Annotated in this window: 25 protein-coding genes; 12 read left to right on the top strand and 13 right to left on the bottom strand. The window is 65.9% G+C overall.

All coding sequences use genetic code 11. The features are described from left to right. Window positions 1-71: 71 nt before the first annotated feature. Window positions 72-1,649: an alkaline phosphatase D family protein gene (locus CBI38_RS27925; RefSeq protein ID WP_109334051.1), complete on the top strand. Its 1,578-nt coding sequence runs from the start codon at window positions 72-74 to the stop codon at window positions 1,647-1,649. Window positions 1,650-1,714: 65 nt separating this feature from the next. Here the strand turns inward: CBI38_RS27925 and CBI38_RS27920 are convergent, their stop codons facing one another. The 5 genes from CBI38_RS27920 to CBI38_RS27900 form a co-directional block, all read right to left on the bottom strand. Continuing rightward, window positions 1,715-2,089 (bottom strand): hypothetical protein, encoded by a 375-nt coding sequence (locus CBI38_RS27920; protein WP_230989984.1) that lies wholly within the window; start codon window positions 2,087-2,089, stop codon window positions 1,715-1,717. 282 nt (window positions 2,090-2,371) lie between these two features. Next, window positions 2,372-2,860 carry a hypothetical protein gene (locus tag CBI38_RS27915; protein WP_109334049.1) on the bottom strand — a complete coding sequence of 163 codons (489 nt, stop codon included), beginning with the start codon at window positions 2,858-2,860 and terminating at the stop codon, window positions 2,372-2,374. A gap of 297 nt (window positions 2,861-3,157) precedes the next feature. Continuing rightward, window positions 3,158-3,844 (bottom strand): GAF and ANTAR domain-containing protein, encoded by a 687-nt coding sequence (locus CBI38_RS27910; protein ID WP_109334047.1) that lies wholly within the window; start codon window positions 3,842-3,844, stop codon window positions 3,158-3,160. A gap of 122 nt (window positions 3,845-3,966) precedes the next feature. Beyond that, window positions 3,967-5,292, bottom strand: coding sequence for a lipase family protein (locus CBI38_RS27905; protein ID WP_109334045.1), 1,326 nt, complete (start codon window positions 5,290-5,292; stop codon window positions 3,967-3,969). A gap of 211 nt (window positions 5,293-5,503) precedes the next feature. Then, window positions 5,504-5,743: a hypothetical protein gene (locus tag CBI38_RS27900; protein ID WP_109335416.1), complete on the bottom strand. Its 240-nt coding sequence runs from the start codon at window positions 5,741-5,743 to the stop codon at window positions 5,504-5,506. 145 nt (window positions 5,744-5,888) lie between these two features. Between CBI38_RS27900 and CBI38_RS27895 the strand changes: the two genes are divergently transcribed. From CBI38_RS27895 to fdhD, 8 genes are all read left to right on the top strand, one after another. Then, window positions 5,889-6,362, top strand: a complete 474-nt coding sequence (locus tag CBI38_RS27895; protein ID WP_109335415.1) for an NUDIX hydrolase — start codon at window positions 5,889-5,891, stop codon at window positions 6,360-6,362. A gap of 99 nt (window positions 6,363-6,461) precedes the next feature. Beyond that, a complete protein-coding gene (gene msrA, locus CBI38_RS27890) occupies window positions 6,462-6,980 on the top strand; it encodes a peptide-methionine (S)-S-oxide reductase MsrA (RefSeq protein WP_109334043.1) in 519 nt (172 codons plus the stop codon). 20 nt (window positions 6,981-7,000) lie between these two features. Next, complete coding sequence (locus CBI38_RS27885) at window positions 7,001-8,026, top strand: magnesium transporter CorA family protein (protein ID WP_109334041.1); 1,026 nt, start codon at window positions 7,001-7,003, stop codon at window positions 8,024-8,026. A gap of 136 nt (window positions 8,027-8,162) precedes the next feature. After that, window positions 8,163-9,302 carry a serine hydrolase domain-containing protein gene (locus tag CBI38_RS27880; RefSeq protein ID WP_109334039.1) on the top strand — a complete coding sequence of 380 codons (1,140 nt, stop codon included), beginning with the start codon at window positions 8,163-8,165 and terminating at the stop codon, window positions 9,300-9,302. Window positions 9,303-9,482: 180 nt separating this feature from the next. Beyond that, window positions 9,483-10,568, top strand: coding sequence for an S-(hydroxymethyl)mycothiol dehydrogenase (locus CBI38_RS27875; protein ID WP_109334037.1), 1,086 nt, complete (start codon window positions 9,483-9,485; stop codon window positions 10,566-10,568). After that, the gene (locus CBI38_RS27870; protein ID WP_109334035.1) at window positions 10,565-11,197 is read left to right on the top strand and encodes an MBL fold metallo-hydrolase; all 633 of its coding nucleotides are present in this window, start codon (window positions 10,565-10,567) and stop codon (window positions 11,195-11,197) included. Before CBI38_RS27875 ends, CBI38_RS27870 begins: the two co-directional genes overlap by 4 nt. A gap of 4 nt (window positions 11,198-11,201) precedes the next feature. After that, window positions 11,202-13,508, top strand: a complete 2,307-nt coding sequence (locus tag CBI38_RS27865) for an FdhF/YdeP family oxidoreductase (RefSeq protein ID WP_109334033.1) — start codon at window positions 11,202-11,204, stop codon at window positions 13,506-13,508. Beyond that, window positions 13,508-14,329: a formate dehydrogenase accessory sulfurtransferase FdhD gene (fdhD, locus tag CBI38_RS27860; protein WP_109334031.1), complete on the top strand. Its 822-nt coding sequence runs from the start codon at window positions 13,508-13,510 to the stop codon at window positions 14,327-14,329. Before CBI38_RS27865 ends, fdhD begins: the two co-directional genes overlap by 1 nt. On the opposite strand, the gene CBI38_RS27855 is transcribed toward fdhD, so the two are convergent. The 6 genes from CBI38_RS27855 to CBI38_RS27830 all read right to left on the bottom strand — a co-directional run bounded on the left by CBI38_RS27855 (window position 14,322) and on the right by CBI38_RS27830 (window position 18,740). Continuing rightward, window positions 14,322-15,551: a helix-turn-helix transcriptional regulator gene (locus CBI38_RS27855; RefSeq protein ID WP_109335414.1), complete on the bottom strand. Its 1,230-nt coding sequence runs from the start codon at window positions 15,549-15,551 to the stop codon at window positions 14,322-14,324. The two genes, fdhD and CBI38_RS27855, sit on opposite strands and share 8 nt — an antisense overlap. Window positions 15,552-15,628: 77 nt before the next feature. After that, a complete protein-coding gene (locus tag CBI38_RS27850; RefSeq protein ID WP_109334029.1) occupies window positions 15,629-16,120 on the bottom strand; it encodes a Clp protease N-terminal domain-containing protein in 492 nt (163 codons plus the stop codon). After that, window positions 16,117-16,338, bottom strand: a complete 222-nt coding sequence (locus CBI38_RS27845; RefSeq protein WP_109335413.1) for a hypothetical protein — start codon at window positions 16,336-16,338, stop codon at window positions 16,117-16,119. Before CBI38_RS27845 ends, CBI38_RS27850 begins: the two co-directional genes overlap by 4 nt. A 65-nt stretch (window positions 16,339-16,403) precedes the next feature. Beyond that, entirely contained in the window at window positions 16,404-17,129 is a 726-nt protein-coding gene (locus tag CBI38_RS27840) for an anti-sigma factor (RefSeq protein ID WP_109334027.1), read from the bottom strand. Next, window positions 17,122-17,700: a sigma-70 family RNA polymerase sigma factor gene (locus CBI38_RS27835; protein ID WP_109335412.1), complete on the bottom strand. Its 579-nt coding sequence runs from the start codon at window positions 17,698-17,700 to the stop codon at window positions 17,122-17,124. Before CBI38_RS27835 ends, CBI38_RS27840 begins: the two co-directional genes overlap by 8 nt. A 371-nt stretch (window positions 17,701-18,071) precedes the next feature. After that, window positions 18,072-18,740: a fasciclin domain-containing protein gene (locus CBI38_RS27830; RefSeq protein WP_109334025.1), complete on the bottom strand. Its 669-nt coding sequence runs from the start codon at window positions 18,738-18,740 to the stop codon at window positions 18,072-18,074. Between the two features lie 210 nt (window positions 18,741-18,950). Here CBI38_RS27830 and CBI38_RS27825 point away from each other — a divergent pair, with 210 nt between their 5' ends. Beyond that, window positions 18,951-19,574: a lipocalin family protein gene (locus tag CBI38_RS27825; protein ID WP_109335411.1), complete on the top strand. Its 624-nt coding sequence runs from the start codon at window positions 18,951-18,953 to the stop codon at window positions 19,572-19,574. On the opposite strand, the gene CBI38_RS27820 is transcribed toward CBI38_RS27825, so the two are convergent. Then, the gene (locus CBI38_RS27820; protein WP_109335410.1) at window positions 19,553-21,040 is read right to left on the bottom strand and encodes an SDR family oxidoreductase; all 1,488 of its coding nucleotides are present in this window, start codon (window positions 21,038-21,040) and stop codon (window positions 19,553-19,555) included. The two genes, CBI38_RS27825 and CBI38_RS27820, sit on opposite strands and share 22 nt — an antisense overlap. Before the next feature lie 57 nt (window positions 21,041-21,097). Between CBI38_RS27820 and CBI38_RS27815 the strand changes: the two genes are divergently transcribed. Continuing rightward, window positions 21,098-22,447 carry a TIGR01777 family oxidoreductase gene (locus tag CBI38_RS27815; protein WP_109334023.1) on the top strand — a complete coding sequence of 450 codons (1,350 nt, stop codon included), beginning with the start codon at window positions 21,098-21,100 and terminating at the stop codon, window positions 22,445-22,447. On the opposite strand, the gene CBI38_RS27810 is transcribed toward CBI38_RS27815, so the two are convergent. Beyond that, entirely contained in the window at window positions 22,431-22,799 is a 369-nt protein-coding gene (locus tag CBI38_RS27810; RefSeq protein ID WP_109334021.1) for an MmcQ/YjbR family DNA-binding protein, read from the bottom strand. The two genes, CBI38_RS27815 and CBI38_RS27810, sit on opposite strands and share 17 nt — an antisense overlap. 141 nt (window positions 22,800-22,940) lie before the next feature. On the opposite strand from CBI38_RS27810, the gene CBI38_RS27805 reads away from it, so the two are divergent. Next, window positions 22,941-23,384, top strand: coding sequence for a carboxymuconolactone decarboxylase family protein (locus tag CBI38_RS27805; protein ID WP_109334019.1), 444 nt, complete (start codon window positions 22,941-22,943; stop codon window positions 23,382-23,384). The last annotated feature ends 15 nt before the right edge of the window (window positions 23,385-23,399 follow it).

Raw genomic sequence — 23,399 nt, 5'->3', positions numbered from 1 at the left:
GCGATATCGGCGGGCGCAGGTCGGATGACGGATCGGGGGCCCGACTGCGCCCCCCGGATATACCGTGGTGTATGCGCCTCTCCCGTCGGCAGTTGCTGAGAGTAGGTATGGCCGGCTCGGCTGCGGTGCTGGTGGGCACGTCAGCGGTGAGCAGCGAGCGGTTGCCTGCGCCGCGGTGGCGAGGCGATGACCCCTTCGGACTCGGCGTGGCCTCGGGAGATCCGACAGAGGACGGTGTCGTCTTGTGGACACGCTTGGCACCGGATCCCCTTGCCCCTGGGGGTCGCGGCGGCATGGGTTGGGATCCGGTGACCGTCGAATACGAGGTCGCGCACGACGAGAACTTTCGGTACCCGGTGACGCGCGGGACGGCTGTTGCGACGCGTGAACTCGCCCATAGCGTGCATCCGGAGATCCACGGCTTGGAGCCCTCCCGCTGGTACTTCTACCGATTCCGTGCCGGCACGGCGATCTCCCCGGTGGGCCGGACCCGCACGGCCCCGGCCTCGGGACAACCCACCGCGCGGATGCGGTTCGCGTACGCCTCCTGTCAGTCGTGGAGTTCCGGCTTCTACACCGCATACGAGCACATGAGCGACGAAGACCTCGATGTGGTGGTCCACCTGGGCGACTACATCTACGAACGCGGGTGGAGGCGCGGCCGCGAGGGCATGTCGATGGGAGTCGACCGCGATGAAGCCGTCGATCTGCCCGGCTACCGGCTGCGCTACGCACAGTACAAAGCCGAGCAGCCACTGCGCGACGCACATGCTGCGTTCCCCTGGATCGTGACCATGGACGATCACGAGGTCGACAACAACTGGGCCGCGGAGTCGCCGGGACTGGGCATCGACATCTATCGAATCTCCGCACTGTTCCGTCGGCGCCGGGCCGCCGCCTTCCAGGCGTTCTACGAGCACCAGCCGCTGCGGCTCGCTCAGCGCCCCTCCGGGCCGGGAATGCGCCTACACCGCCGCTACCGCTTCGGCGATCTCGCGCAGATCACCATGCTCGATACCCGGCAATACCGGGACCGGCAGGCGTGCGGGGGTAACGTGACCGCGAATTGCACCGACCGGCTCGACACCGATCGCACAATACTGGGTGCGCAGCAACGGGACTGGCTGCTCGACGGATTCACCGGGTCACCGGCGCGTTGGCAGATCATCGGCAATCAGGTGGCGATGGGTGAGACCGACAACGACCCCGGCTCGGACGCGGTGCTCTCCTCCGACTCGTGGGACGGCTACGTCGCCGATCGCAACGCCGTTCTCGGCGGCGCAGCGGATCGCGGCGTACGCAATCTCGTAGTGATCACCGGCGATCGTCACCAGAACATCGTCGCGGACCTGCGCCGGGACTATGCCGACCCGGAATCACCTGTCGTCGCGTCAGAATTCTCGGGCACGTCGATCACCACGGGTGGCGACGGCGCCGACATGAATGACACGGGGCGCCGCCTGCTGGCGGCCAATCCCGACATGAAATTCTTCAACGCTCAGCGGGGATATGTGCGCGTCGAGCTGGACCATCAGTTGTGGCGCAACGACTTCCGCGTCGTTCCCTACATCCGTCGTCCGGGCGCGCCTGTCCATACCCGCGCGAGCTTCGTGGTCCAGGACCAGATACCCAATGTCGCCGAGGCGTGACGCCGTATCTCGGCGCTCAACTGGTGCGCAGGCTCGTGGGGTTCACCGCGCCGACATCCGCGCGGTCAGGTCACCGCAGGGTTGAAGGAGCCGAACGCCAGGTCGGCCGACGGCCATTGACCGGTTGCTTTCACCTCGGCGAAGGCCAGGTCGAAGGCGTCCACGAGCCAACTGGACTCGGCGGTGACGATGAGTTGGTCGGGGGCCTCGGCCGAGTCGCTCTCCTTGAAGAGAGCAACCCGCCAGAGGGCGGCCGCATCTGGTTGATCAGCGAGGATGCCCTCGGCGTTGACGGCGAGGAGATAATGCTGGTACTCGAAATCGATGCGAATGGCGTAGCCGCAACCGATATTGACGATGCTAGCGGGACGATGGGTGGCCGCAGCAAGCATCATGAGCTCATCTGCGTAGCGATTGGTGAAAGCATGGGCGAGGGGCACGGGCGTCTCGTCTCTGTGAAAGGTCGTGAAGCGACTGCCCCACGACCGGCCACACAAGTCTGCGCTCTGCTACACAGCTGGTGTCTCGGCTTGAAGTTCCTAACAATACGGTATCGATGCGGCCGGCGTGCACCCGTCGGGCTTGCTTTTGCGGTGATATCCGCGTTCCCGGAAGCAAGTGTCGCCTCGGTCGAGGTATGTGACCTGCAGTTCGTTCGACCGTGTGCCGTTTCCCGAACTGATCCAGTTTCTTTTGCTTCTCGATGCGTCGAATGACGGCCCTCACTCGGAGCGGCTGGTCGAGGGTAGGTATGGGTTGGGTCCCAGTTTGATGGTCGTGGTGGTGGGCGGAAGGCCGATCTCTTCCCACCCGGCGGTCAGGGTGAGTGCACCCGAATCCTGGCAGGTCCCCACCCAGTAGTGCGGCAGCGTCCGATATTCGGTCGGAGGACGCCCGCGGGTCGATCTGGTCACCGGGTGATAGGGATCTGCTTCCCCTTCGATGTCGCCGACAGTGACGAACACGGACAGATAGGACCAGTGTCCGGAGTAGTCCTCGGGGTCGGTCAGCGTGCGCGTCTCGTGGTGGGCGAGTTCGGCGCATCTCCCCGTGGCCGTCAGGACGAGGCGCAATTGCATCCCACTCGGATAGGCGGTGATGTCGTTCAATTGCAGCGTCAGGCCTTGATGGGCGGCGAGGACTGTGGGGCCGTGCACCTGGGTCCCGCCGGTGGCGGGTGGTGGCTGCGCCGGCCACCGGTGTCTGCGCATAGAACCGATAGTGCCATCGCCGTCGCACCCAGGCCACTGTCTCTTTTCGACCTGAGTGAAGCGCCTCGAAACGTGAGAAGCCGCCGGCACCTGTCGGGGGTCAGCGGCTTCGCATTCGCGTCGGGCACGCTACGTACTGTAGGTCTGACCCGGCGAAGGTGACGGTGCCCGCCAGTGCGCCTCTCGGCAAGTGGTCGCTCGCAGCGACATATTTAATGTGGTACCCGGGGCATTGGGTCGGACACCGTCGACAGTCTCAACGAGGGCGGTAGCCCGGATATTCCCGGGGGGAGTGCCCTATTTTCCGCGTTCGACGATTTGCTCCGCGACGGCGTGGAGGCGGGTGTTCGTCTCCTGTGAGAGGTGCGTGAGCATCTCGAAGGCGCGGATGGCGTCGACATTGAACCGTTCCATGATCATGCCCTTGGCCTGGCCGATGACGTCCCGGGAGACCAGCGCCGACTGCAGCTGTTCCTTGGTGCGCGCAGCCATCAGGGCCAACGCGGCGTGGGCAGCGAGAACCTCGGCCATTGACTCTTCCTGGAGGCCGAAGGCGTGGGGTTCGAAGGCGAAGAGATTGAGTGCGCCCATCTTGCCCTCGGAGGTATACAGCTGGAAGGAGATGGAACTGTAGATGCCCACGTCGACGGCTGCGGCGGCGAATCTCGGCCACCGATCGTCGGAGCGGAAGTCGTCACAGCGGACCACCAGGTTCGCCACAGCCGCCGCGACGCAGGGGCCCTCGCCGAGTTCCTCTTGTACGTGGTCCAGCTTGGGCAGGAGGTCCGAGGTCGCGGCAACCGAATCGAACTTCTTCCCACCCCCGGAGACCATCAAGATGCCCGCACACGCTTCCGTCGGCATCAAGTCGACAGCAGCGGCAGTCACGGTGGACAGACTGTCTTCGACCGAGCGCGGGGCGGAGAAACTGCGTGCGAGGTCAGCCATGGTGCGGACGATGCCGCCGCTCCCCGAACCGTTCATCACAGCCTCCTCTGCCCGTCGACGCCGTCACGAGACGGCCGTGCGACCGTCTCCCTTCGTCCACCCTAGGCGGCTGTGCGCTCCGACGTCAGGGCACCGGGGATTGCTGCCGGTGTCTGTGGTCAGTTCGGGCCCAGCGGTCGTGCGAACAGCACCCGCACCGCGGTGCGTCCGACGGTGAGCAACCCGTGAAGTGGGGACAACGCAGAGGACGCGATCGACCACACGGTTGTGGTCCCGGACGGTGGGAGCGGCGTGCCGGCGAATCGGTCCGTCAGCCACTCGAGCATGGCGGGCGCGGAGATCACCATCAGTGACAGGTGCTCACTCAATCGGTCCCGCACGTAGGTGACGTGGGCGCCGCCCTCGACGTACCGCTCGACCTGCCCGTCGACGTCCTCGATGTGGATGATCTGGTCGTGGACCGGGTGCACCACCAGTAGAGGGCACTCGGGAATGCGTCCGCCGAGCCGGATGTCGTCGAACACCTCCAGTACCTCGGGTGTGGCCAGGATGTCGGCGAGGGGGATGTCGGTGTAGTCGTCGAAGTCGTCACGGGCGAAACGTGCAACAGCTTCCACCGTCGACATCGTTTCGATCTTGTCGAGTCGCCGGATTCCTTCGTCGTCGGCATGGTCGCGGATCACTCGTCCGAGGCCGGGATAGAGGTGGCGCAGTCCGGCGACGACGAGCGCGGGGAGGCCGGCGTGGAGGGTGCCGTTGAGCCGGATGTAGGTTTCACCCGGGTCACCGACCGGGGCGCCGAGCGCTGCGCCGACGATGTCGATTTCGGGTGCGTATTCGGGGGCCATTTCGGCTACCCAGGACGAGGCCATGCCGCCACCGGAATATCCCCACACGCCGACTCGGGTCGCGGCGTCGAGTCCGAGGGGCGGAAAACTGAGCGCCGCACGGATCCCGTCGAGGACCCGGTAGCCGGGTTCGCGGGGTGCGCCGAAGTAGCCACCCATGCCCTCGTGGTCGGCCAACGTCACGGCCCAGCCCCGCTCGAGCGCATTGGCGATGATCAGCATCTCGAGGGGCGGGAGGCTGCCGGGCGAGTACGCACCCCGCTGCAGTGCGTACGACGGAAAGCACTTGTCGGCGATGGCGTCGATCGCACACTGATACGCCAGTAGCGGCCGCTCCTCGTCCGGGTCGGCGCCGAACGGCAGCAGCACGGTGGTGACCGCCACCTCGGGAGCCTGGTGCAGGTCACAGCTGCGGTACAGCAGCTGCCAGGCCGACACTTTCTGTGGGATGACGCCGAGGAGGGCCAGCTCGACTTCGCGGCTGCGGAGCACGGCACCCGGCGCCGCGGCGGCGAAACCGGCGGGTGGGACGTAGAAGGGGTCGTCCCCCGGCAAGATCGGCCGACTTTGCCCGACCGGTTCCGGAAGAACACCTCCCGACAGCGGCCCCTCGGTAATTTCGGCGTTCACACTCATTGTGCGACCTTTCCAGGACAGAACCCCGCGGAGACGGAAGCTCGGTCGATTATCCGGTACGACGAGTGACAGACTCTCACAGCGCCGACGGGCGCCTGCACGCGGTGACACCGGTCACTGGGTGCGGGAGTGCTGTACGTCCTGGGTCACACCTTCCTCGAACCGACTTCTCATCCCGAATCGGCGACGCTGTCCGTCTCCGGGGCCGGAGTCAGCTGTCCTTGGGAGCGAGCCGGGCAGCGAGGAGTCCTTTGCCGAGTTCGCCACCTTTGAGGCTTACGGCCTTCGCTCGCTGGAAGAAGTCGATGAGCTCGGTATCTCCGGCGCGTTCGGCGTCCCGGATGTAGCCGTCCAGGCGCAGAGCGTTACTCAGCGACGCTTCGACGAACCAGATCAAGTTGTAGTCCTTGTCTTTCGTTCCCGTCACCGCACCGGTTTCCTGATCGCTCATCTGTAACTCCTCCTCGATCGCCAGGCCCCTGTCCTCCCAATACGTACCCCACCCCGGCTGCCGGCTACGGCGGAACGGGAGAAGAAGCTCGTGGGTGTGGCCGAACATTCGCAGCGCCGTCACACGTCCGTGACATGCTGGTGTGGTGGCGAAGCAGAGTGCGGGGGTGCTTCCGTACCGCATCCGGGACGGTGTGCTCGAGGTGTTGATCTGCCATCCGGGTGGTCCGTTGTGGGCGCGTCGGGACGCAGGAGCGTGGTCGATCGTGAAGGGGGAGTACGCGGTCGACGAAGACCCGTGGGCAGCGGCGCAGCGGGAATTTCGGGAGGAAGTCGGTCTCGATCCGCCGCAGGGTGCGGTAGTTCCTCTTGCTCCGATCCGGCAACGGGCGGGAAAGGTGGTCAGCGCGTTCGCTGTGCGAGGCGACCTCGACGTCACCGACGCCGTGAGCAACGAATTCGAGATGGAGTGGCCACCTCGATCGGGCCGGCTGACGTCGTTCCCCGAGATCGACCGGGTCGAGTGGTGTTCCGTCGCAGTGGCGCGGACCCGACTGATCGCCGCACAGGTGGCATTCCTGGACGAGCTGGAAAGCGCTGTGGAAGGCGCTGGACCGTAACAGACTGCACCCCGTTGCGGAATAGATGCGGACGGCCGGTGTTGTGGAGGGGGAGAAACGACACGGGGTGTACTCGCGCCCCGATGAAGGGAACGGACAATGTCGAACGTCACCGAGACCGCCGTCCTGGCCGGAGGCTGCTTCTGGGGTGTGCAGGAACTCGTGCGTAAGCAGCCGGGCGTGATCTCCACACGGGTGGGATACACCGGTGGGGACGTGCCGAACGCGACGTACCGAAACCACGGCTCGCACGCGGAAGCGATCGAGATCGTGTTCGATCCGGCGAAGACGTCGTACCGCGACCTTCTCGAGTTCTTCTTCCAGATCCACGACCCGTCGACGAAGAACCGGCAGGGTAACGACATCGGAGCCAGCTACCGCTCGGCCATCTTCTATACGAGCGACGAGCAGCGACGCGTCGCCGAGGACACGATCGCCGACGTGGATGCCTCCGGACTCTGGCCCGGCAAGGTTGTCACCGAGGTGACCACGGCAGGCGACTTCTGGGAGGCGGAGCCCGAACACCAGGACTACCTGCAGCGGTTGCCGGACGGATACACCTGCCACTTCGTGCGGCCGGGGTGGAAGCTTCCGCGTCGCGACGCCGAGGTCGGCTGAGCGCGGGCACACTACAAGGTGTGACCACAGGTACGCAGGAATCTGTCAGGACTCGTCTGTGGCGGCAGGGCCGGCTCGCCGCCACGGACTTTCCTTTCGCCGAGGTCTCCGATTACCTCGAGGAGGACGGTGCCCTCGTCTGGTTGGACCTCTGCGACCCCGACCACGCGCAACTGTGCGAGCTCGCCGAGGAGCTCACACTCGACCAGCACGCGGTCGAAGATGTTCTCGCGCATGCCGAGCGTACGAAGGCGACACGGTACGCGCACCACACCTTCCTCACTGTGTATGCCACCCGGCTGACGGTGGACGCGCCGCCGGACAGTCTGGGGTCGCGTCTGCGTACGAGCAGGGTGTCGGTGTTCGTCCTTCCCCGCGGGATCGTCACGGTGCGGCGTGCGGACGCCGGCTCGGCGGGATTCGACATGGAGGAGGTGCTGCGGCGCTGGGACGACAACTCCGACCTGCTGCAGCACGGAACGGCCGCCCTGCTCCACGGTCTACTCGACGTCATCGTCGACGGACAGTTCGACGCCATCCAGTCGCTCGACGACACCATCGAGGACCTCGAAGAGGGACTGTTCGACGACCGCGCACAGACCCGCGTCATCCAGCGGCACACGTACCGGGCGAGGAAGGAGCTCGTGGAACTACGGCGCGTGGTGCTGCCGATGCGCGAGGTCGTCACCGCGGTAATGCGGCACCGTGAGGAGAACGGCAACAGCGTTGCCTTGGACGGCTGGTATGCCGACCTCTACGACCACGTCATCCGTGCCACCGAATGGACGGAATCGTTGCGGGACATGGTGACTACCGTGTTCGAAACCAATCTGTCCCTACAGGACGCTCGGCTGAACACGGTGATGAAGAAGCTCACCGGGTGGGCGGCGATCATCGCCGTACCGACTGCGGTCACCGGCTGGTACGGGCAGAACGTTCCCTACCCTGGGTTCGGTCACAACGGCGGAGTCGTGTCGAGCGCGGTCGTGATCGTGGGTGCTGCCGCCCTGCTCTATGTGGTGTTCAAACGCCGCGGCTGGTTGTGACGGCGTCGCACATGGTGCTCCCGAGCTGGTCAACGGCGATCGAGTGATTGACATCACAGCAGGTCGGCACCACACTGGGTTTCGACTTGAATCCGAAGTCAAGATCATAATGTAGTCGTCCGTGAAAGGAATCCGCGTGACCAAAATCGGTGGTGTGTGCGACAGCCGCTTCTCGGCGTTGCAGGAAGCGTTGAAAGACAACCTCGCTTCCGGTGAGGATCTCGGCGCATCCATCGTCGTCACCCTCGACGGTGCCCCGGTGGTCGACATCTGGGGCGGATGGTCCGACGCCACGCACACCACGGAGTGGGGTCGGGACACGATCACCAACGTGTGGTCGTGCACCAAGACCGTGACCGCGCTGGCCGCGCTCGTGCTCGTCGACCGAGGGTTGCTCGACGTGTACGCGCCTGTCGCCCGGTACTGGCCGGAATTTGCTGCGAACGGCAAGGGCGACGTCGAGGTCCGGCACCTGCTCTCGCACACCTCCGGCGTCTCCGGCTGGGACAAGCCGTTCACGGTCGAGGATATGTTCGATCTCGCGGAGTCGACCAAACAGCTTGCAGCCCAGGCTCCGTGGTGGAAGCCGGGCACCATGTCCGGGTATCACGCACTCAACTACGGTCATCTGATCGGTGAGGTGATCCGCCGGATCGACGGACGCACCCTCGGGCGGTTCGTCGCCGAGGAGATCGCCGGACCGCTCGGTGCCGACTTCCACATCGGGTTGAAACCTCCGGAGTTCGGACGCGTGTCCAATGTCGTTCCACCGCCGCCGCTGCCGATTGATTTAGCTTCACTCGACCCCGAGAGTGTCATCGTCAAGACGTTCACCGGGCCGGGCCCCGACGCCTCTGCGGCATGGACCCCGGAGTGGCGACAGGCCGAGAACGGTGCGGCGGGCGGGCACGGTAACGCGCGATCCCTTGCCCGCATCCAATCTGTGGTGGCGTGCGGTGGCGAGATCGACGGTGTCCGTCTGCTCTCGCCCGACACCATCGCGCTTATCTTCGAAGAGCAGTCGAACGGCGTGGATCTTGCTCTCGGACAGCCAATCCGGTTCGGAATCGGCTACGGCCTGCCGACGCCGGTGTCAGTTCCCTTCGTGCCCGAGGGGCGCATCTGCTTCTGGGGTGGCTGGGGTGGATCCCAGGTCGTCATCGACACCGAGCGGCGAATGACGGTGACCTACGTGATGAACAGGATGGGTCCAGGGCTTCTCGGCTCCGACCGGAGTGCCCAATACGTGTCTGCCGCTTTCGCGGCGGTGGGCTGAGCGCGGGTACCAACACGAGCGGCCGACGAGCTGTGACCTGTCCGGCTGGCAATCCGACCAGGTCGGCCTGTCCCTTTGATCAGTCCCCCCTCGGTGCTGCGGTCCGTAGTGTTCCGGGAAGAGGTGCATATATAGCGATGCATCGATCCGCCACACTGATCGACCGAAGGAACGAGTCCCATGCCGCAGCAGGTACGAGGTGTTATCGCCCGCTCGAAGGGTGCCCCCGTTGAGATCGCGACCATCACCATTCCCGACCCCGGACCCGGAGAAGTGGTCGTCGACATCGCGGCGTGCGGGGTCTGCCACACCGACCTCACCTACCGTGAGGGTGGGATCAACGACGAGTTCCCGTTCCTGTTGGGTCACGAGGCCGCAGGCATCGTGGAAAGCGTCGGCGAGGGTGTCGATTCGGTCGAGGTCGGCGACTTCGTGGTCCTGAACTGGCGTGCCGTGTGCGGTCAGTGTCGCGCGTGTAAGCGTGGCCGTCCGCAGTACTGCTTCGACACGTTCAACGCGACGCAGAAGATGACTCTCGAGGACGGCACCGAACTCACGCCCGCGCTGGGTATCGGTGCGTTCGCCGACAAGACTCTGGTGCACGCCGGTCAGTGCACCAAGGTGGACCCCTCGGCTGACCCTGCTGTCGTCGGACTGCTCGGCTGCGGTGTGATGGCCGGTCTGGGTGCCGCGGTGAACACCGGCAACGTCAGCCGCGGCGATTCGGTCGCCGTCATCGGCTGCGGCGGCGTCGGTGATGCGGCGATCATGGGGGCCCGGCTTGCCGGTGCGTCGAAGATCATCGCGATCGATCGGGACGACAAGAAACTCGAGTGGGCGAAGGATCTCGGTGCCACCCACACGATCAACGGCTCGAACGTGGATGCGGTGGAGGCCGTGCAGGAGCTCACCGGCGGTTTCGGTGCCGACGTGGTGATCGACGCGGTCGGCCGACCCGAGACCTGGAAGCAGGCCTTCTACGCCCGCGACCTCGCAGGCACCGTCGTTCTGGTCGGTGTGCCGACCCCGGATATGAAGCTCGAGATGCCGCTGATCGACTTCTTCTCCCGCGGTGGTTCGTTGAAGTCGTCGTGGTACGGCGACTGCCTGCCTGAGCGTGACTTCCCGGTGCTCGTCGATCTGTACCAGCAGGGCCGGCTTCCCCTCGAGAAGTTCGTCAGCGAGCGCATCAAGATCGACGAGGTCGAACAGGCCTTCCACACCATGCATGCCGGTGAGGTGCTCCGTTCGGTGGTGGTCCTGTGAGTGGGAAGCTGCGGATCGAGCGGGTCGTCACCGAGGGCACTTTCGCTCTCGACGGCGGAGAGTGGAACGTCGACAACAACATCTGGCTGATCGGTGACGACACCGACGTGGTGATCGTCGACGCCGCCCATCAGGCGCAGCCCATCATCGACGCGGTCGGTGGTCGGCACGTCAACGCCGTGATCTGCACGCACGGTCACAACGACCACGTCACCGTCGCACCGGAGCTCGCGGAGCGCTTGCACGCTCCGGTGCTGTTGCACCCGGGTGACGACATCCTCTGGAAGATGACGCACCCCGACGCGAAGTACTGGCGGCTCGAGGACGAACAGCGTATCGCTATCGCGGGCACCGACATTCAGGTGATCCATACGCCGGGCCACTCGCCGGGTTCATCGTGCCTGTACCTGCCCGAGGTGGGTGCTCTGTTCTCCGGCGACACCCTGTTCTCCGGTGGCCCCGGGGCGACGGGACGGTCGTACTCCGATTTCCCGACGATCATCGGATCGATCCGCGATCGGCTGTTCGCCCTCCCCGAGGAGACGACTGTGCACACCGGGCACGGAGACGGAACGACGATCGGCACCGAGGCCCCGCACCTCGCCGAGTGGATTGCACGAGGAAACTGAGTTCATGACCGACACCACCGACAGGTACACCTTCGACGAGGATGATGTCGTCGTCACGCACGAAAAGTCCTATGCGGCGGGTGTTCCTGCGGTGTTGGTGTCGTTGCGGCGCGGGTTGGAGCAGATGGGTCCGGTGCGCACGGCCCGCACGTTGTTCAAGTTGAATCAGCGGGACGGGTTCGATTGCCCGGGGTGTGCGTGGCCGGAAACTCCGGGGCACCGCAAGCACGCGGAGTTCTGTGAGAACGGGGCGAAGGCGGTCGCGGAGGAGGCCACCACCCGCACCGTGACACCGCCCTTCTTCGCCGAGCATTCGGTGGCGGAGTTGCTCGGCAAGACCGAGTTCTGGTTGGGGCAGCAGGGCCGGTTGACGCATCCGATGGTGCTGCTGCCCGGGGCAACGCATTACGAGCCGATCGGCTGGGACGCCGCGTTCGCGATGATCGCCGGGGAACTACGCGCGCTGGGATCGCCGGACGAGGCGGTGTTCTACACGTCCGGGCGCACCAGTAATGAGGCGGCGTTCGTGTACCAGTTGATGATTCGGGCATTCGGCACGAACAACCTGCCGGACTGCTCGAACATGTGCCACGAATCGTCCGGGTCGGCTCTGGTGGAGACGATCGGGATCGGGAAGGGCTCGGTGACCGTCCCGGATATCGAGAACGCCGACCTGATCCTGATCGCAGGCCAGAACCCGGGCACCAACCACCCCCGCATGCTCTCCACCCTGGAAAAAGCCAAGGGTAACGGGGCGAAAGTGATCGCGATCAACCCGCTCCCGGAGGCGGGGCTGCTGCGGTTCAAGGACCCCCAGAAGGTGCACGGGGTGGTCGGGAACGGGGTGCAGATCGCCGACGAGTTCCTGCAGATCCGGATCGGCGGCGACCAGGCCCTGTTCCAAGGGTTGGGCCGGCTCCTGCTCGAGGAAGAGGACCGCAACCCGGGCACGGTGATCGACCGCGACTTCATCGACCGGCACACCGCAGGATTCGACGACTACGCCGCCGCCATCCGGCAGGTCGACCTGGACACCGTGGTCCAAGCCACCGGACTGACCCTCGCGCAGATCCAGCAGACGGCGCAGGCGCTGATCGCCTCGAAGAAGACGATCATCTGCTGGGCGATGGGGTTGACCCAGCAGACGCACGGGGTCGCGACCATTCAGGATGCGGTGAACCTGCTGCTGTTGCAGGGGATGATCGGCAAACCCGGGGCCGGGGTGTGCCCGGTCCGAGGGCACTCCAACGTCCAGGGGGACCGGACGATGGGGATCTGGGAGAAGATGCCCGAACCCTTCCTGACCGCGTTGGACACCGAGTTCGGGATCCGGTCCCCCCGCCGACATGGGTGGGATGCGGTCGACTCGATTCGGGCGATGCGGGACGGGAAGGCGTCGGTGTTCGTCGGGATGGGCGGCAACTTCGTCTCCGCCACCCCGGACACCGACACCACCGAGGCCGCCCTGCGGAACTGTGCGTTGACGGTGCAGGTGTCGACGAAACTGAACCGCTCCCACCTGGTGACCGGGCGAACCGGACTGATCCTGCCCTCGTTGGGCCGCACCGACAAGGATGTGCAGTCCGGGCGCAAGCAGCAGGTGTCGGTGGAGGACTCGATGTCGGTGGTGCATCTGTCCCGCGGCAGCCTCCCCCCGGCCAGTGACCAGTTGCGCAGTGAGGTCGCGATCGTGTGCGGGATCGCCCAGGCCTTGTTCGGGCCCGATCACCCGGTGCCCTGGCAGGAGTTCGCCGCCGACTACGACCGGATCCGCGATTCGATTGCCCGGGTGATTCCCGGGTTCGAGGACTTCAACCGGAAGGTGCGTGCGCCAGACGGGTTCGCCCTGCCGCATCCACCCCGGGATGAGCGCCGGTTCGACACCAGCACGGGGAAGGCGAACTTCACCGTCAACGCACTGTCCTGGCTGCCGGTGCCGGCGGGGAAGCTGATCCTGCAGACGATGCGCTCGCACGATCAGTACAACACCACCATCTACGGGCTCGACGACCGTTACCGCGGCGTCAAGGGCGGCCGGCGGGTGCTGTTCATCAACACCGACGACCTTGCCGCACTGGGCTTCACCGACGGGGATCGGGTGGATCTGGTGTCGGAGTGGACCACCCCTGACGGGACCGTGCAGGAACGGCGGGCCGGCGATTTCCGGCTGGTGCCGTATCCGACGCCGGTGGGGAATGTGGCCGCCTATTATCCGGAGACGAATCCGCTGATTCCGCTCGATCACGTGGCGGCGGTGTCGAATACCCCGGTGTCGAAGGCCGTGCTGATCCGGCTCGAGAGGCGGTCCTGATGGGGCGGGTGACGCTCCGGACCCCGGTCACCCGGATCACCGACACCCGGCAGTCGACCCGCCCGGACACGGTGGTGGTCGAGGAGCCGCTCGAGATCCGGGTGAACGGGACCCCGCTGGCGGTGACGATGCGGACCCCGGGTTCGGATGTGGAACTGGCGCAGGGGTTCCTGCTGACCGAGGGGATCATCGCCGACCGGGCGGATATTGCGTCGATCCGGTACTGCAACAGTGTCGACGAGCACGGGGTGAATACCTACAACGTTCTCGACGTCGACCTCGCCCCCGGGATCTTCCTGCCCGACACCGGCATCGAACGGAACTTCTACACCACCTCCTCCTGTGGGGTGTGTGGAAAGGCGTCCCTCGACGCGATCCGGCAACGCACGGAGCATTCCCCGGCCACCGACCCGGTGCGGGTGCCGTCCGCGACGATCGCGGAGCTGCCGGACCGGCTGCGGGCGGCGCAGAAGGTGTTCGACAGCACCGGCGGCCTGCACGCGGCCGGGTTGTTCACCGCTACCGGGGACCTGCTGACGGTCAAGGAGGACGTCGGCCGGCACAACGCGGTCGACAAGCTGATCGGCTGGGCCACCGAACAGGGCCGCATCCCGCTGCGGGGGAGCATCCTGCTGGTGTCGGGTCGGGCGTCGTTCGAACTCGCCCAGAAAGCGGTGATGGCCGGGATCCCCGTCCTTGCCGCCGTGTCCGCCCCCTCCTCGTTGGCGATCGACCTCGCCCACGACACCGGACTGACCCTCATCGGATTTCTCCGCGGCACCACGATGAACATCTACACCCACCCCGACCGCATCACCTGAGGCTGTCGGCGCGGATCCCTGCCTCGAGCGCAATAGCCCCTGCTTCTCCGCGCGACCCCACCCCGAGCTTCTTCAACACCCCGGCAACATGGAACTTGACGGTGCTCTCGCTGATGCCGAGGCTGTCGGCGATCGCCTTGTTTCGCTTGCCCGTGGCGAGATGGCCCAGCACCTCGAGTTCGCGGGGGTTGAGGTCGCCGAGCTGTTGTTCGTCGGGCCTCACCGCCGGAGGATCGAGCGGAATGGCGACGGCGACGCGGGAGCCCCACCCGTCGACGGACTCGACGGCAATCCGCCCACCGAGGGTGTGGACGCGGCCCGACAGTTGCCGAACGAGTGCGTCGGTGTCCAGGCCGCCGGCGCCGTCGTCGCGGACTTCGACCAGAAGATTGGATCCGTCGCAGTCCCAGGCGATGCGAATCCGTTCGAGCGTCGCCTGTGCGGCGAAGGCGAGAACAGCGCTGCGCACCACCGCGCGTGCGGCATGCGCGACTTCACCGGGAAGGGCCCGTCCGTCCGCGGGCGGATCGACGTAGTCGACGACCAGTGGCCGGTGCTGCAGAAGGGGCCGGAGTTCACCCTGTAGTCGGGCGAATGCGGTGGTGACGGCTTCCTCCGTGAGGAGGCGGTCGGACTCACCGGCCGAGCGCAGCGCCACCAGGGCCGTGGACGCGGTCTCGCTCGCCGTGATACGCGACCGATGATCGTCGAGATCCTTGGACCGGAGAGTCGCGAGGATCGACTCGAGGGTGGCGGCATGTAGATCCGTCAATTCGACGATGGTCCTGGCCCTCTCGCTCGACGCCGCCCGCGACTCCGCCAGATAGGCCGGACTGGCCTGCGCTACCTGCAGTCGAATGGACACGGCCACGACACCGAACGCGGCCCCGACGAGGTCGACGTCGCGGATGCGCTGACGGGTTTTCGGTACGACGAGCAGCAAGGTGCCGGTGGCGTCCAGCAGTGCCCAGACCTTCCGCTTCGAGCCGGCGATCACGGCGTGATCGTCGAAGACCTCGTCCACGGCCAGCTGGGTGCGCAGTGCATCGAGTTCGGTGATGGTGACCCGCTCGACGATCGACGGATCTCCGCTGACCTTCCGAGGACGTCCCGTGCATTCACGGGTGAAGATCACGAGTGCGGTGTGCGGCCAGATGTCGGCGAGAAATTTCGAGAACCGGACGGCGATGTCGGGGAGCGAGCCGTCGATGACGTCGCGCATCGAACCGAGGAGATCCGCAGGTGACACCGAGGTCGAGCTGGAGAGAACCACCTTACGAGGGTATCGCGCGGTGCTGGTCAGGCCCGAGCCTCGGCCCGGGCGGCATCGATGACGTCGGACCGCTCGAGACCCAGAATTTCCAGGGCGCGGGCCGCCGTGCCGTGTTCGACTCCCGCTACCGCGCGGACGATGTCCGCCCCGGTGAACGGTCGACGTCCCGCCTTTGCCACCGCTGTCGCCTCGCGGAAGGCCTCGCGTGCTGGTGCCGACAGGTGCAGGGGGCCGGAACGGGGCCGGCGCAGTGCCGTGTCGACGGAGGTGGTGTCACCGATGCCTGCTGCAGCGAGTGCGTCACGGTGCACCCGGGTAATGGCCTCGCGCAGAGCGTCCCGGTCGGACCCCAGACGCTCGAACACTCGCCGAGAAGTGCCGTCCGGCAACGAAAACGACGCCAATAAGAGATGTTCCGCACCGGGCTCCCGGTCACCGAGCCGGTCGGCTTCGGCTTCGGTCTCGGCGAACAGCCGTTTCATCGACCGCATGTCGCGCCATCCGCGGGTCAGCATCATCGTGTGCCTCTCCTCTTCGCGTTGCCTGTTTCTCTGCGTCCGGGGCCCAGACGCTTGTGTGCCGCCTGCCCTGAGATTCCGAGAGCCTGACCGATCGCCGACCAGGTCCAGCCGGAAGCGAGGGCCAGCTCCACTGCCTTGCGCTCGAGCTGATCCGCCTGACGTCGAAGTGCCACCACGGCCGCCAACGCGGTATCCGGATCCAGATCGTCAGCCACAGCTGTCAACATATGTTGATGAGGCGACTCCGTCAACCTTTGTTGATAGGCCGGTGGGTCTGCGGTCAGGCGAGGTTGATCGTCGCGAAGATTGTGGTCGGTCGAGGCGAACCACCGGGCGGCTCCACACTGAATCCGAGGGCCGTCGACTCGTCGATGCCCGTGACGACGGCCGTCGTGGACGGAGATACGGCGCCGGCGTCCATGATCCCCGCCGACACCGGTTCGTGGGAGGGACCGAGGAGCCACATCTGGTACACCGAGCCCGGAGCAGGCGGAGCGACATCATTCATCACCAGGACGCCCGCGTCGACATCCTTGGAGAAGACGACCGTGGCCGAACCGCCACCGGCAATAGGCGCTACCGCCGTGCGGACGTCGTCGGCCGCCAGAATCTGGGCGGGAACGGGCTCGGTGGAATCATCGCGGAACTGCTGCACCACGGTCACACCGCCGACCGCGAGAACGACCACTGCGGCCGCCGCTGTCAGCGCGGCGATCAGCCGGTTGCGGCGTCGACTGCGCGCGCCGTCGAGCGACACCGGGGTGGTCGCGGCGGGCAGCGACCCGAGGATGCGGCCGATCAGGTGGGCGGGCGGTTCCACTGCGGTAGACGCGGACTGTGCGGCCATCGTTTCCCGGACATCTCGTACCGCGTCGGCGAACTCGACGCGAACCTGGGGCGTAGCGTCCCGCACCGCGGCGTCGATCTGGCGCCGTTGCACGTCGTCGACCGCGTCGAGGGCGTATACCGGGGCGAGATCGAGCAGAGGGTTGGTGGACTCATCCATCGACCTGCACCCCCAAACACTGCCCGAGCCTTCTCAATCCGTCTCGGATCCGCGATTTCACGGTGGGTAGGGCCACGGACAACCGCTCTGCCACCTCGCGGTAGGTGAGTCCGCCGTAATAGGCCAGGACGACGGTCTCCTGCTGGATTTCGGTGAGAGTGCCCAGGCAGTCGATGACGTCATTCTTGTCGCCACGGCGGGCAACCTCTTCGGACACGGCGTCGAACGGGCCGTAGTAGCTCGCCGCGCCGTAGGTCGATTCCCGGTCGGTGCCCGACTGCTCGGAGCGCACCCGATCGACCGCACGCCGGTGCGCCAAGGTGATCAGCCACGACAGCGGTGAGCCCTGGCGGGGGTCGAAGCTCGCTGCGGACTTCCAGACCTGCAGATACACCTCTTGGGTGGTTTCCTCGCTGTAACCGGGGTCGCGGAGAACGCGCAACACCATGCCGTACACGCGCGCGCTCGTGCGTTCGTAGAAGACGGTGAACGCTTCGGTTTCGCCCGCGGCAATCTGCGCGAGCAAAGCCGTCAGCGTCACGTTCTCCGTGGCCCTGTCGACGCCGGTCATCGGCCTTGTCCGTTCATCGAACTTCAGCCTAATCCCAGCCTGCGGCCGGTGCGACCAGGTCGGGGACATCGACCTCTCCAGCAACCGGGTTGCCGCCTCGAACGCCCCGACCTCGGTGACCGAATCGTTCATCGGATTGCCGCCGACGGTGGGCACGCGGATGAGCGCTTGCGCACGTGCCTCGTCGTTGTGGCGAAACCGAATTCCATATCAGTGATTCGAAGCTGAAGTGGCCGTGGATTGCCGGATCGACTCGGGCCCAGAGGAATACATCGTTGGGGCCGGTCCTCTGCCTCTTCCTGCAACGCACAAACCCGGCGGCACCGAGATTCGGTACCACCGGGATCTGTGTGTGATGGCTGAGCCGGGAATTACTGCGGCATCAGGACGGAGTCGACCAGGTACACCGTCGCGTTGGCGGTCTGCACGCCACCGCAGATCACGCCGGCGTCATTGACCTTCAGGTCGTCACCCGAACCGGTGACGGTGACGGAACCACCCTCGACGGTGGCGTGCTCGCCATCGATGTCGTCCGGTGCGATCTGCCCGGGCACCACGTGGTAGGTGAGCACCTTGGTGAGCAGAGCAGAATCGGTCTTCAGCGTTTCGATGGTGGCGGGATCAACTTTTGCGAATGCGGCATCCACAGGCGCGAAGACCGTGAACTGTCCACTGTTGAGCGTGTCCACCAGGTTGACCTGCGGATTGAGCTGTCCCGACACCGCAGCGGTGAGCGTGGTGAGCAGCGGATTGTTCGAAGCGGCGGTGGCCACCGGATCCTGCGCCATTCCGTTGACCGACCCTGCGCCCTCGGGCACGGTCTTCGCGTACTCGGCGCAACCGGGACCCACCAGGTTGGCGGCCGGGTCGGCCATCGCGGAAGAAGTGGTGGATCCGGAGCCGGAGTTCGACTCGGAAGTCATGGTGTCTGCGGCGCCGGCAGTGCTCGACGAGTCGCTGTCGTCCGAGGAGCATGCTGCGCCCAGCAACACCAAGGACGTGCTCGCTGCGACTGCCAGTACCCGTGTGGTGATGTTCATGGAAATTGCCTCTCTCCGATGTGGGTGCGGTTGCGCACCATCGACAGCCATTCGGAGCGGTTCGCGAAGCGGATGGGTCCGCTTTTTATTTTTGTATCCAACCCATCCGGTGGCGAGGCGGCGTCGAATTCCTTCCGCAAGGGTGCCGCGCAGCCCTCTCTTCGGGGTGTGCGTGTCACCGCGAACTCGATCACCGGAAGAGGGCTCGACATGGGCGTTTCGACAATGCGTGGATGTGCCGTCGGACTTGCGACCGCTGCCGCCGCTGTGTTGCTTGCAGCGGGTCCGGCGCAGGCAGAACCGATGGGGCAGGCGGAGTTCCCTGGGGCACTAGCCCCTGTCGCCGACCTCGACGTGGAGCGGTATGCCGGTACCTGGTACCAACTGGCAGCGGTACCGCAACCGTTCAACCTCGATTGCGCGCGCGACACGAGAGCCACCTACGGAGTGCGCGATTCCACGAATGTGAGTGTTTCCAACTCCTGCACGACGTGGACGGGGGGAACGAGCGGCATCGAAGGGAACGCGCGCGTCAACGATCCCGTCACCAACGCACAATTGCACGTGAGTTTTCCCTCGGTACCGTTTCAGAGCGGACCCGAGGGTCCCACCAACTATGTGGTGACCTACATCGCCGACGACTATTCGTGGGCACTGGTCGGCGATCCGGCGCGCACGTCGGGTTTCGTCCTGTCGCGGACTCCTGCGGTAGACGATTCCGGCTGGACGCAGATCCGCCAGGTGGTGGAATCGCGGGGTTACAACTCGTGCCTGCTGCTGACCTCACCGACCACCGGAGGTCGAGACAACATTCAACCCCTCTGCACCGTGTGACCCAGGCGGGCGGCGGCGCCGGTGATGTTCTCCATCATTCCCCGAAAGATGATCCCGTGGAACGGAAGGATGGAGTACCAATACAGCCGGCCCGCCAGTCCTTTCGGGAAAAATATGGCGCGTTGCTCCAACCGCGACGAGTCCTGATCGACGGGGCGGACACGCCATTCGAGCCAGGCTCCGCCGGGAGCCCGCATCTCCGCGCGCAGCCGCAACAGCGAACCGCGCTCGATATGCTCGACACGCCAGAAATCCAGTGGATCACCGGTATTGAGCTGCTTCGGATTTCTACGACCGCGAGTGAGCCCGACACCGCCGGCGATCCGATCGAGCCAGCCACGCACGGACCAGGCCAGCGGAAACGAGTACCATCCGTTTTCCCCGCCGATACTCTCGACGACGCTCCACAGGGTGTGCGCATCCGCAGCGCACTCCTTGCTGCGCTCGTCGGTGTAGACCACCTCACCGGCCCAGTCGGGGTCGGACGGAAGCGGATCGGACGGGGCACCCACGGGGGACGCACTTGCCCAGGTGGTCTCGACCTCACCGTTGTCGATGCGCCGCAACGCCAATCGAACGGCGTCACGGTACGACGTCAGCCCTGCTGCCGGTGGTGGAATCACGTCGTCGATGTCGTGCTCGCCGACGACGGCATCGTTGTGCAGTGATTCGATCAGTGCGCGGCCCAGCGAACGCGGTATGGGGGTGACCAGTCCTATCCACAAACCGGCGAGTTTCGGTGTGAGCACGGGCAGGACGAGAATTCTGCGTTGCCGCAGTCCGGCGATCTCCGCATAGATCTGCATCATCTCGCCGTACCGGATCACGTCGGGGCCGCCGATGTCGTAGGAGCGGCTGCGCGGTAACGGGGCCTCCGCTGCCGCGACGAGGTAGTGCAGGACGTCGCGGACGGCGATGGGTTGGATCTTGTTGTTCACCCACCGCGGCGTCGTCATCACGGGAAGTCTGTTGGTGAGGTGACGGATCATTTCGAAAGAGGCCGAACCGGATCCGATCACGACCCCGGCCTGCAGAACCATTGTGGGCACGCCGGACTCGGTGAGGATCTTCCCGACTTCCGTCCGAGAACGGAGGTGCGGAGACAGGTCCGCGGATTCGGGGTGGAGCCCGCCCAGATAGACGATGCGTCCAACCCCGGCCGTGTGGGCGGCTCGAGCGACGTTCTCCGCGCTGACCCGTTCGGCCTCCTCGAACTCGTCCGGGCCGCCCATGGAATGGACGAGGTAGTAGACGACGTCCACGTCCGCGAAAGCGGCAGAAAGGGATTCGGGATCGCTCAGGTCACCGCGAGCAATGTCGACGTCCGATGCCCACGGAACATCGGTGAGCTTCTCGGGGGAACGTGCCAGCACCCGCACCTGATACCCGGCTTCCAGCAGTCGGGGTGCGAGGCGTCCACCGATGTATCCCGTAGCACCCGTGACCAGTACGCGTAACTGTGTCATTCCCATACGCTACCCGTCACGGGTGCCGCCTTGCTCGATCAACGCTAGGGTCGAGTGATGGGCATCGTGCATTCGAGCGTGATCCGATCCGCGCGGGACGAGCTGTTCGCGTGGCATACGAGACCCGGGGCCTTCACTCGGCTGTCGCCGCCGTGGCAGCCGCTGGCGCTCGACGAGGAAGCGGAATCCCTGAAGGCGGGGCAGGCGGTGCTGCGCTTGCCGGGCGGCCTGCGGTGGACAGCCCGACACGACCCAGCGGGGTACGACCCGCCGCGGCAGTTCGTCGACTATTCGGCGGGGCTCCCGATGCGGTTGCTGGTGCCGTGGCGGCACACGCACACGTTCGAGGTCGTATCCGAAGACGAGACCCGGATGACCGACCGCGTCGACACCGCCGTCCCTGGCCGCTTCCTGACCTCGACGTTCCGCTACCGGCATCGCCAGGTCGCCGACGACATGGCCCGCCACCAGTGGGCATCGACCCTGGCGCCGGGTTCCCGCACGATCGCGGTGACCGGTAGTTCGGGCTTGGTGGGTTCGGCTCTCACCGCGTTCCTCGCCACGGGAGGGCACCGGGTCGTCCGCTTGGTGCGCCGCACGCCGCGGACCCCGGACGAGCGGCGTTGGAACCCGGCCGCTCCGGCCGCCGATCTCCTCGCGGGCGTCGACGCGGTGATCCACCTCGCCGGCGCGTCCATTGCGGGCCGCTTCACCGACAGCCACCGCCGTGCCGTTCGGGACAGCCGCATCGAACCCACTCGGCGGCTGGCTGAGCTGATCGCATCCACTCCCGACGGACCCAAGGTCTTCGTCACTGCGTCGGCGATCGGCTACTACGGTCCGGACCGCGGCGACGAGCTCCTGCACGAAGCCGACGAGCGTGGTGACGGCTTCTTCGCCGACACGGTGGCAGAGTGGGAAGGTGCGACCGCTTCCGCCTCCGATGCGGGCGCGCGGGTGGTGGCCGTGCGGACCGGTATCGTCCAATCGCCGAAAGGTGGTGTCCTGCGGCTACAGCGGCCACTCTTCGAAGTGGGACTCGGTGGCCGGCTCGGTGCAGGTACGCAATGGTTGTCGTGGATCGACCTCGACGATCTGGTGGACATCTACCATCGGGCCGTCGTCGACACGCGCTTGACTGGTCCGGTGAATGCCGTCGCGCCGAACCCCGTGCGCAACGCGGAGTACACGGCGGTACTTGCGTCGGTGCTGCACCGGCCGGCGTTCCTACCGGTGCCCGACTTCGGACCCAAACTACTCCTGGGTGAGCAAGGGGCCCGAGAACTGGCCCTCGCGAATCAGCGAGTTGTTCCGGGACGGCTTCTCTCGCGCGAGCACCGGTTCCGGCGCCCCGATCTCGAAAGTGCCCTGCGGCATCAGCTCGGGCGATTCACGACAGCGGAGTAGCACCCCGTTCCTTGTCGTACGCGGCGACGACACGTTTGGGGGCGGTGAGGCGCCACGCCTCCTCGACCAGCTCCGCCAGTTCGGTCGACGTCACCGCCTCCAGAACCACGTCGATCCACCCCCAGCGCCCGAAGAACGGTGCCACGAGAAACACCTCAGGATCTTCCTGAACGAGGGCGGTCTGGGTTTCGAGGGTGGCTTTCAGACACACCGTGGGCGCGCCGTACCCGACCAGACCGAACATCTTGTTGCGCACCCGGAAGGTCGGCTGGTCACCCCAGTTGGCGACCACCACCTCGTGTGCCTCTGGCAGAGCCAGCATCATCGTGCGCACCTCGTGCTCGGTCGGCATCACAGCTCCCACACTTCCTCGTGTTGTCGGGTTCCGTTATATCCGGCCGCACCGACATCGCTCGGGTGTTGCGAGCATGGCAGGTGGGAGTTCGTAGAGTGACGGTGGTGACGATCGAGGCACCGGAACAGGAGTGAACCGATGACCGAAGCAGAACCGGCCGGCCCGACCGGTGGTGGTCGAAGTCCCGCAGTCGAGGCGGGGCTGGCAGTGCGCCGCGAGGTGATGGGCGCTGATTTCGTCGAGCGGGCGCTCACCCGCACTGCCGGTACCGACAGCGAATCTCTGCAGGAATTCGTCAGTGAACACGTCTGGGGTGCTGTATGGAACCGGCCCGGGTTGGATCGGCGCAGCCGTAGCCTGCTCAACCTCGGGATGCTGATTGCACTGCGGGCGCACGGTGAGCTGAAAGGGCATGTGCGCGGAGCTCTTCGAAACGGTCTGACCCGCACGGAGATCGTGGAGGCGGTCATTCACGCCAGCGCCTACTGCGGTGCCCCCGCCGGATTGTCGGCGATGGCTGTGGTGCAGGAAGCACTCGACGAGGAACTCGGTCCGCTCGCGGGCACAACCGACGCGTCGTGACGGTATCGGATTCGG

This window comes from Rhodococcus oxybenzonivorans (assembly GCF_003130705.1).
GTDB classification, from domain to species: Bacteria; Actinomycetota; Actinomycetes; order Mycobacteriales; family Mycobacteriaceae; genus Rhodococcus_F; species Rhodococcus_F oxybenzonivorans.
The sequence above is the reverse complement of the archived record's forward strand: the minus strand, read 5'-3'. Positions and strand labels throughout refer to the sequence as shown.

Excerpts from the sequence above, each read along its gene's own strand:
- CBI38_RS27925 (WP_109334051.1), top strand. The coding sequence starts at position 72 with ATGCGCCTCTCCCGTCGGCAGTTGCTGAGAGTAGGTATGGCCGGCTCG.
- CBI38_RS27915 (WP_109334049.1), bottom strand. The coding sequence starts at position 2,860 with ATGCGCAGACACCGGTGGCCGGCGCAGCCACCACCCGCCACCGGCGGG.
- CBI38_RS27910 (WP_109334047.1), bottom strand. The coding sequence starts at position 3,844 with ATGAACGGTTCGGGGAGCGGCGGCATCGTCCGCACCATGGCTGACCTC.
- CBI38_RS27905 (WP_109334045.1), bottom strand. The coding sequence starts at position 5,292 with ATGAGTGTGAACGCCGAAATTACCGAGGGGCCGCTGTCGGGAGGTGTT.
- CBI38_RS27900 (WP_109335416.1), bottom strand. The coding sequence starts at position 5,743 with ATGAGCGATCAGGAAACCGGTGCGGTGACGGGAACGAAAGACAAGGAC.
- msrA (WP_109334043.1), top strand. The coding sequence starts at position 6,462 with ATGTCGAACGTCACCGAGACCGCCGTCCTGGCCGGAGGCTGCTTCTGG.
- CBI38_RS27875 (WP_109334037.1), top strand. The coding sequence starts at position 9,483 with ATGCCGCAGCAGGTACGAGGTGTTATCGCCCGCTCGAAGGGTGCCCCC.
- CBI38_RS27865 (WP_109334033.1), top strand. The coding sequence starts at position 11,202 with ATGACCGACACCACCGACAGGTACACCTTCGACGAGGATGATGTCGTC.
- fdhD (WP_109334031.1), top strand. The coding sequence starts at position 13,508 with ATGGGGCGGGTGACGCTCCGGACCCCGGTCACCCGGATCACCGACACC.
- CBI38_RS27855 (WP_109335414.1), bottom strand. The coding sequence starts at position 15,551 with ATGCGCGACGTCATCGACGGCTCGCTCCCCGACATCGCCGTCCGGTTC.
- CBI38_RS27850 (WP_109334029.1), bottom strand. The coding sequence starts at position 16,120 with ATGATGCTGACCCGCGGATGGCGCGACATGCGGTCGATGAAACGGCTG.
- CBI38_RS27840 (WP_109334027.1), bottom strand. The coding sequence starts at position 17,129 with ATGGATGAGTCCACCAACCCTCTGCTCGATCTCGCCCCGGTATACGCC.
- CBI38_RS27835 (WP_109335412.1), bottom strand. The coding sequence starts at position 17,700 with ATGACCGGCGTCGACAGGGCCACGGAGAACGTGACGCTGACGGCTTTG.
- CBI38_RS27830 (WP_109334025.1), bottom strand. The coding sequence starts at position 18,740 with ATGAACATCACCACACGGGTACTGGCAGTCGCAGCGAGCACGTCCTTG.
- CBI38_RS27825 (WP_109335411.1), top strand. The coding sequence starts at position 18,951 with ATGGGCGTTTCGACAATGCGTGGATGTGCCGTCGGACTTGCGACCGCT.
- CBI38_RS27820 (WP_109335410.1), bottom strand. The coding sequence starts at position 21,040 with ATGACACAGTTACGCGTACTGGTCACGGGTGCTACGGGATACATCGGT.
- CBI38_RS27815 (WP_109334023.1), top strand. The coding sequence starts at position 21,098 with ATGGGCATCGTGCATTCGAGCGTGATCCGATCCGCGCGGGACGAGCTG.
- CBI38_RS27810 (WP_109334021.1), bottom strand. The coding sequence starts at position 22,799 with ATGCCGACCGAGCACGAGGTGCGCACGATGATGCTGGCTCTGCCAGAG.
- CBI38_RS27805 (WP_109334019.1), top strand. The coding sequence starts at position 22,941 with ATGACCGAAGCAGAACCGGCCGGCCCGACCGGTGGTGGTCGAAGTCCC.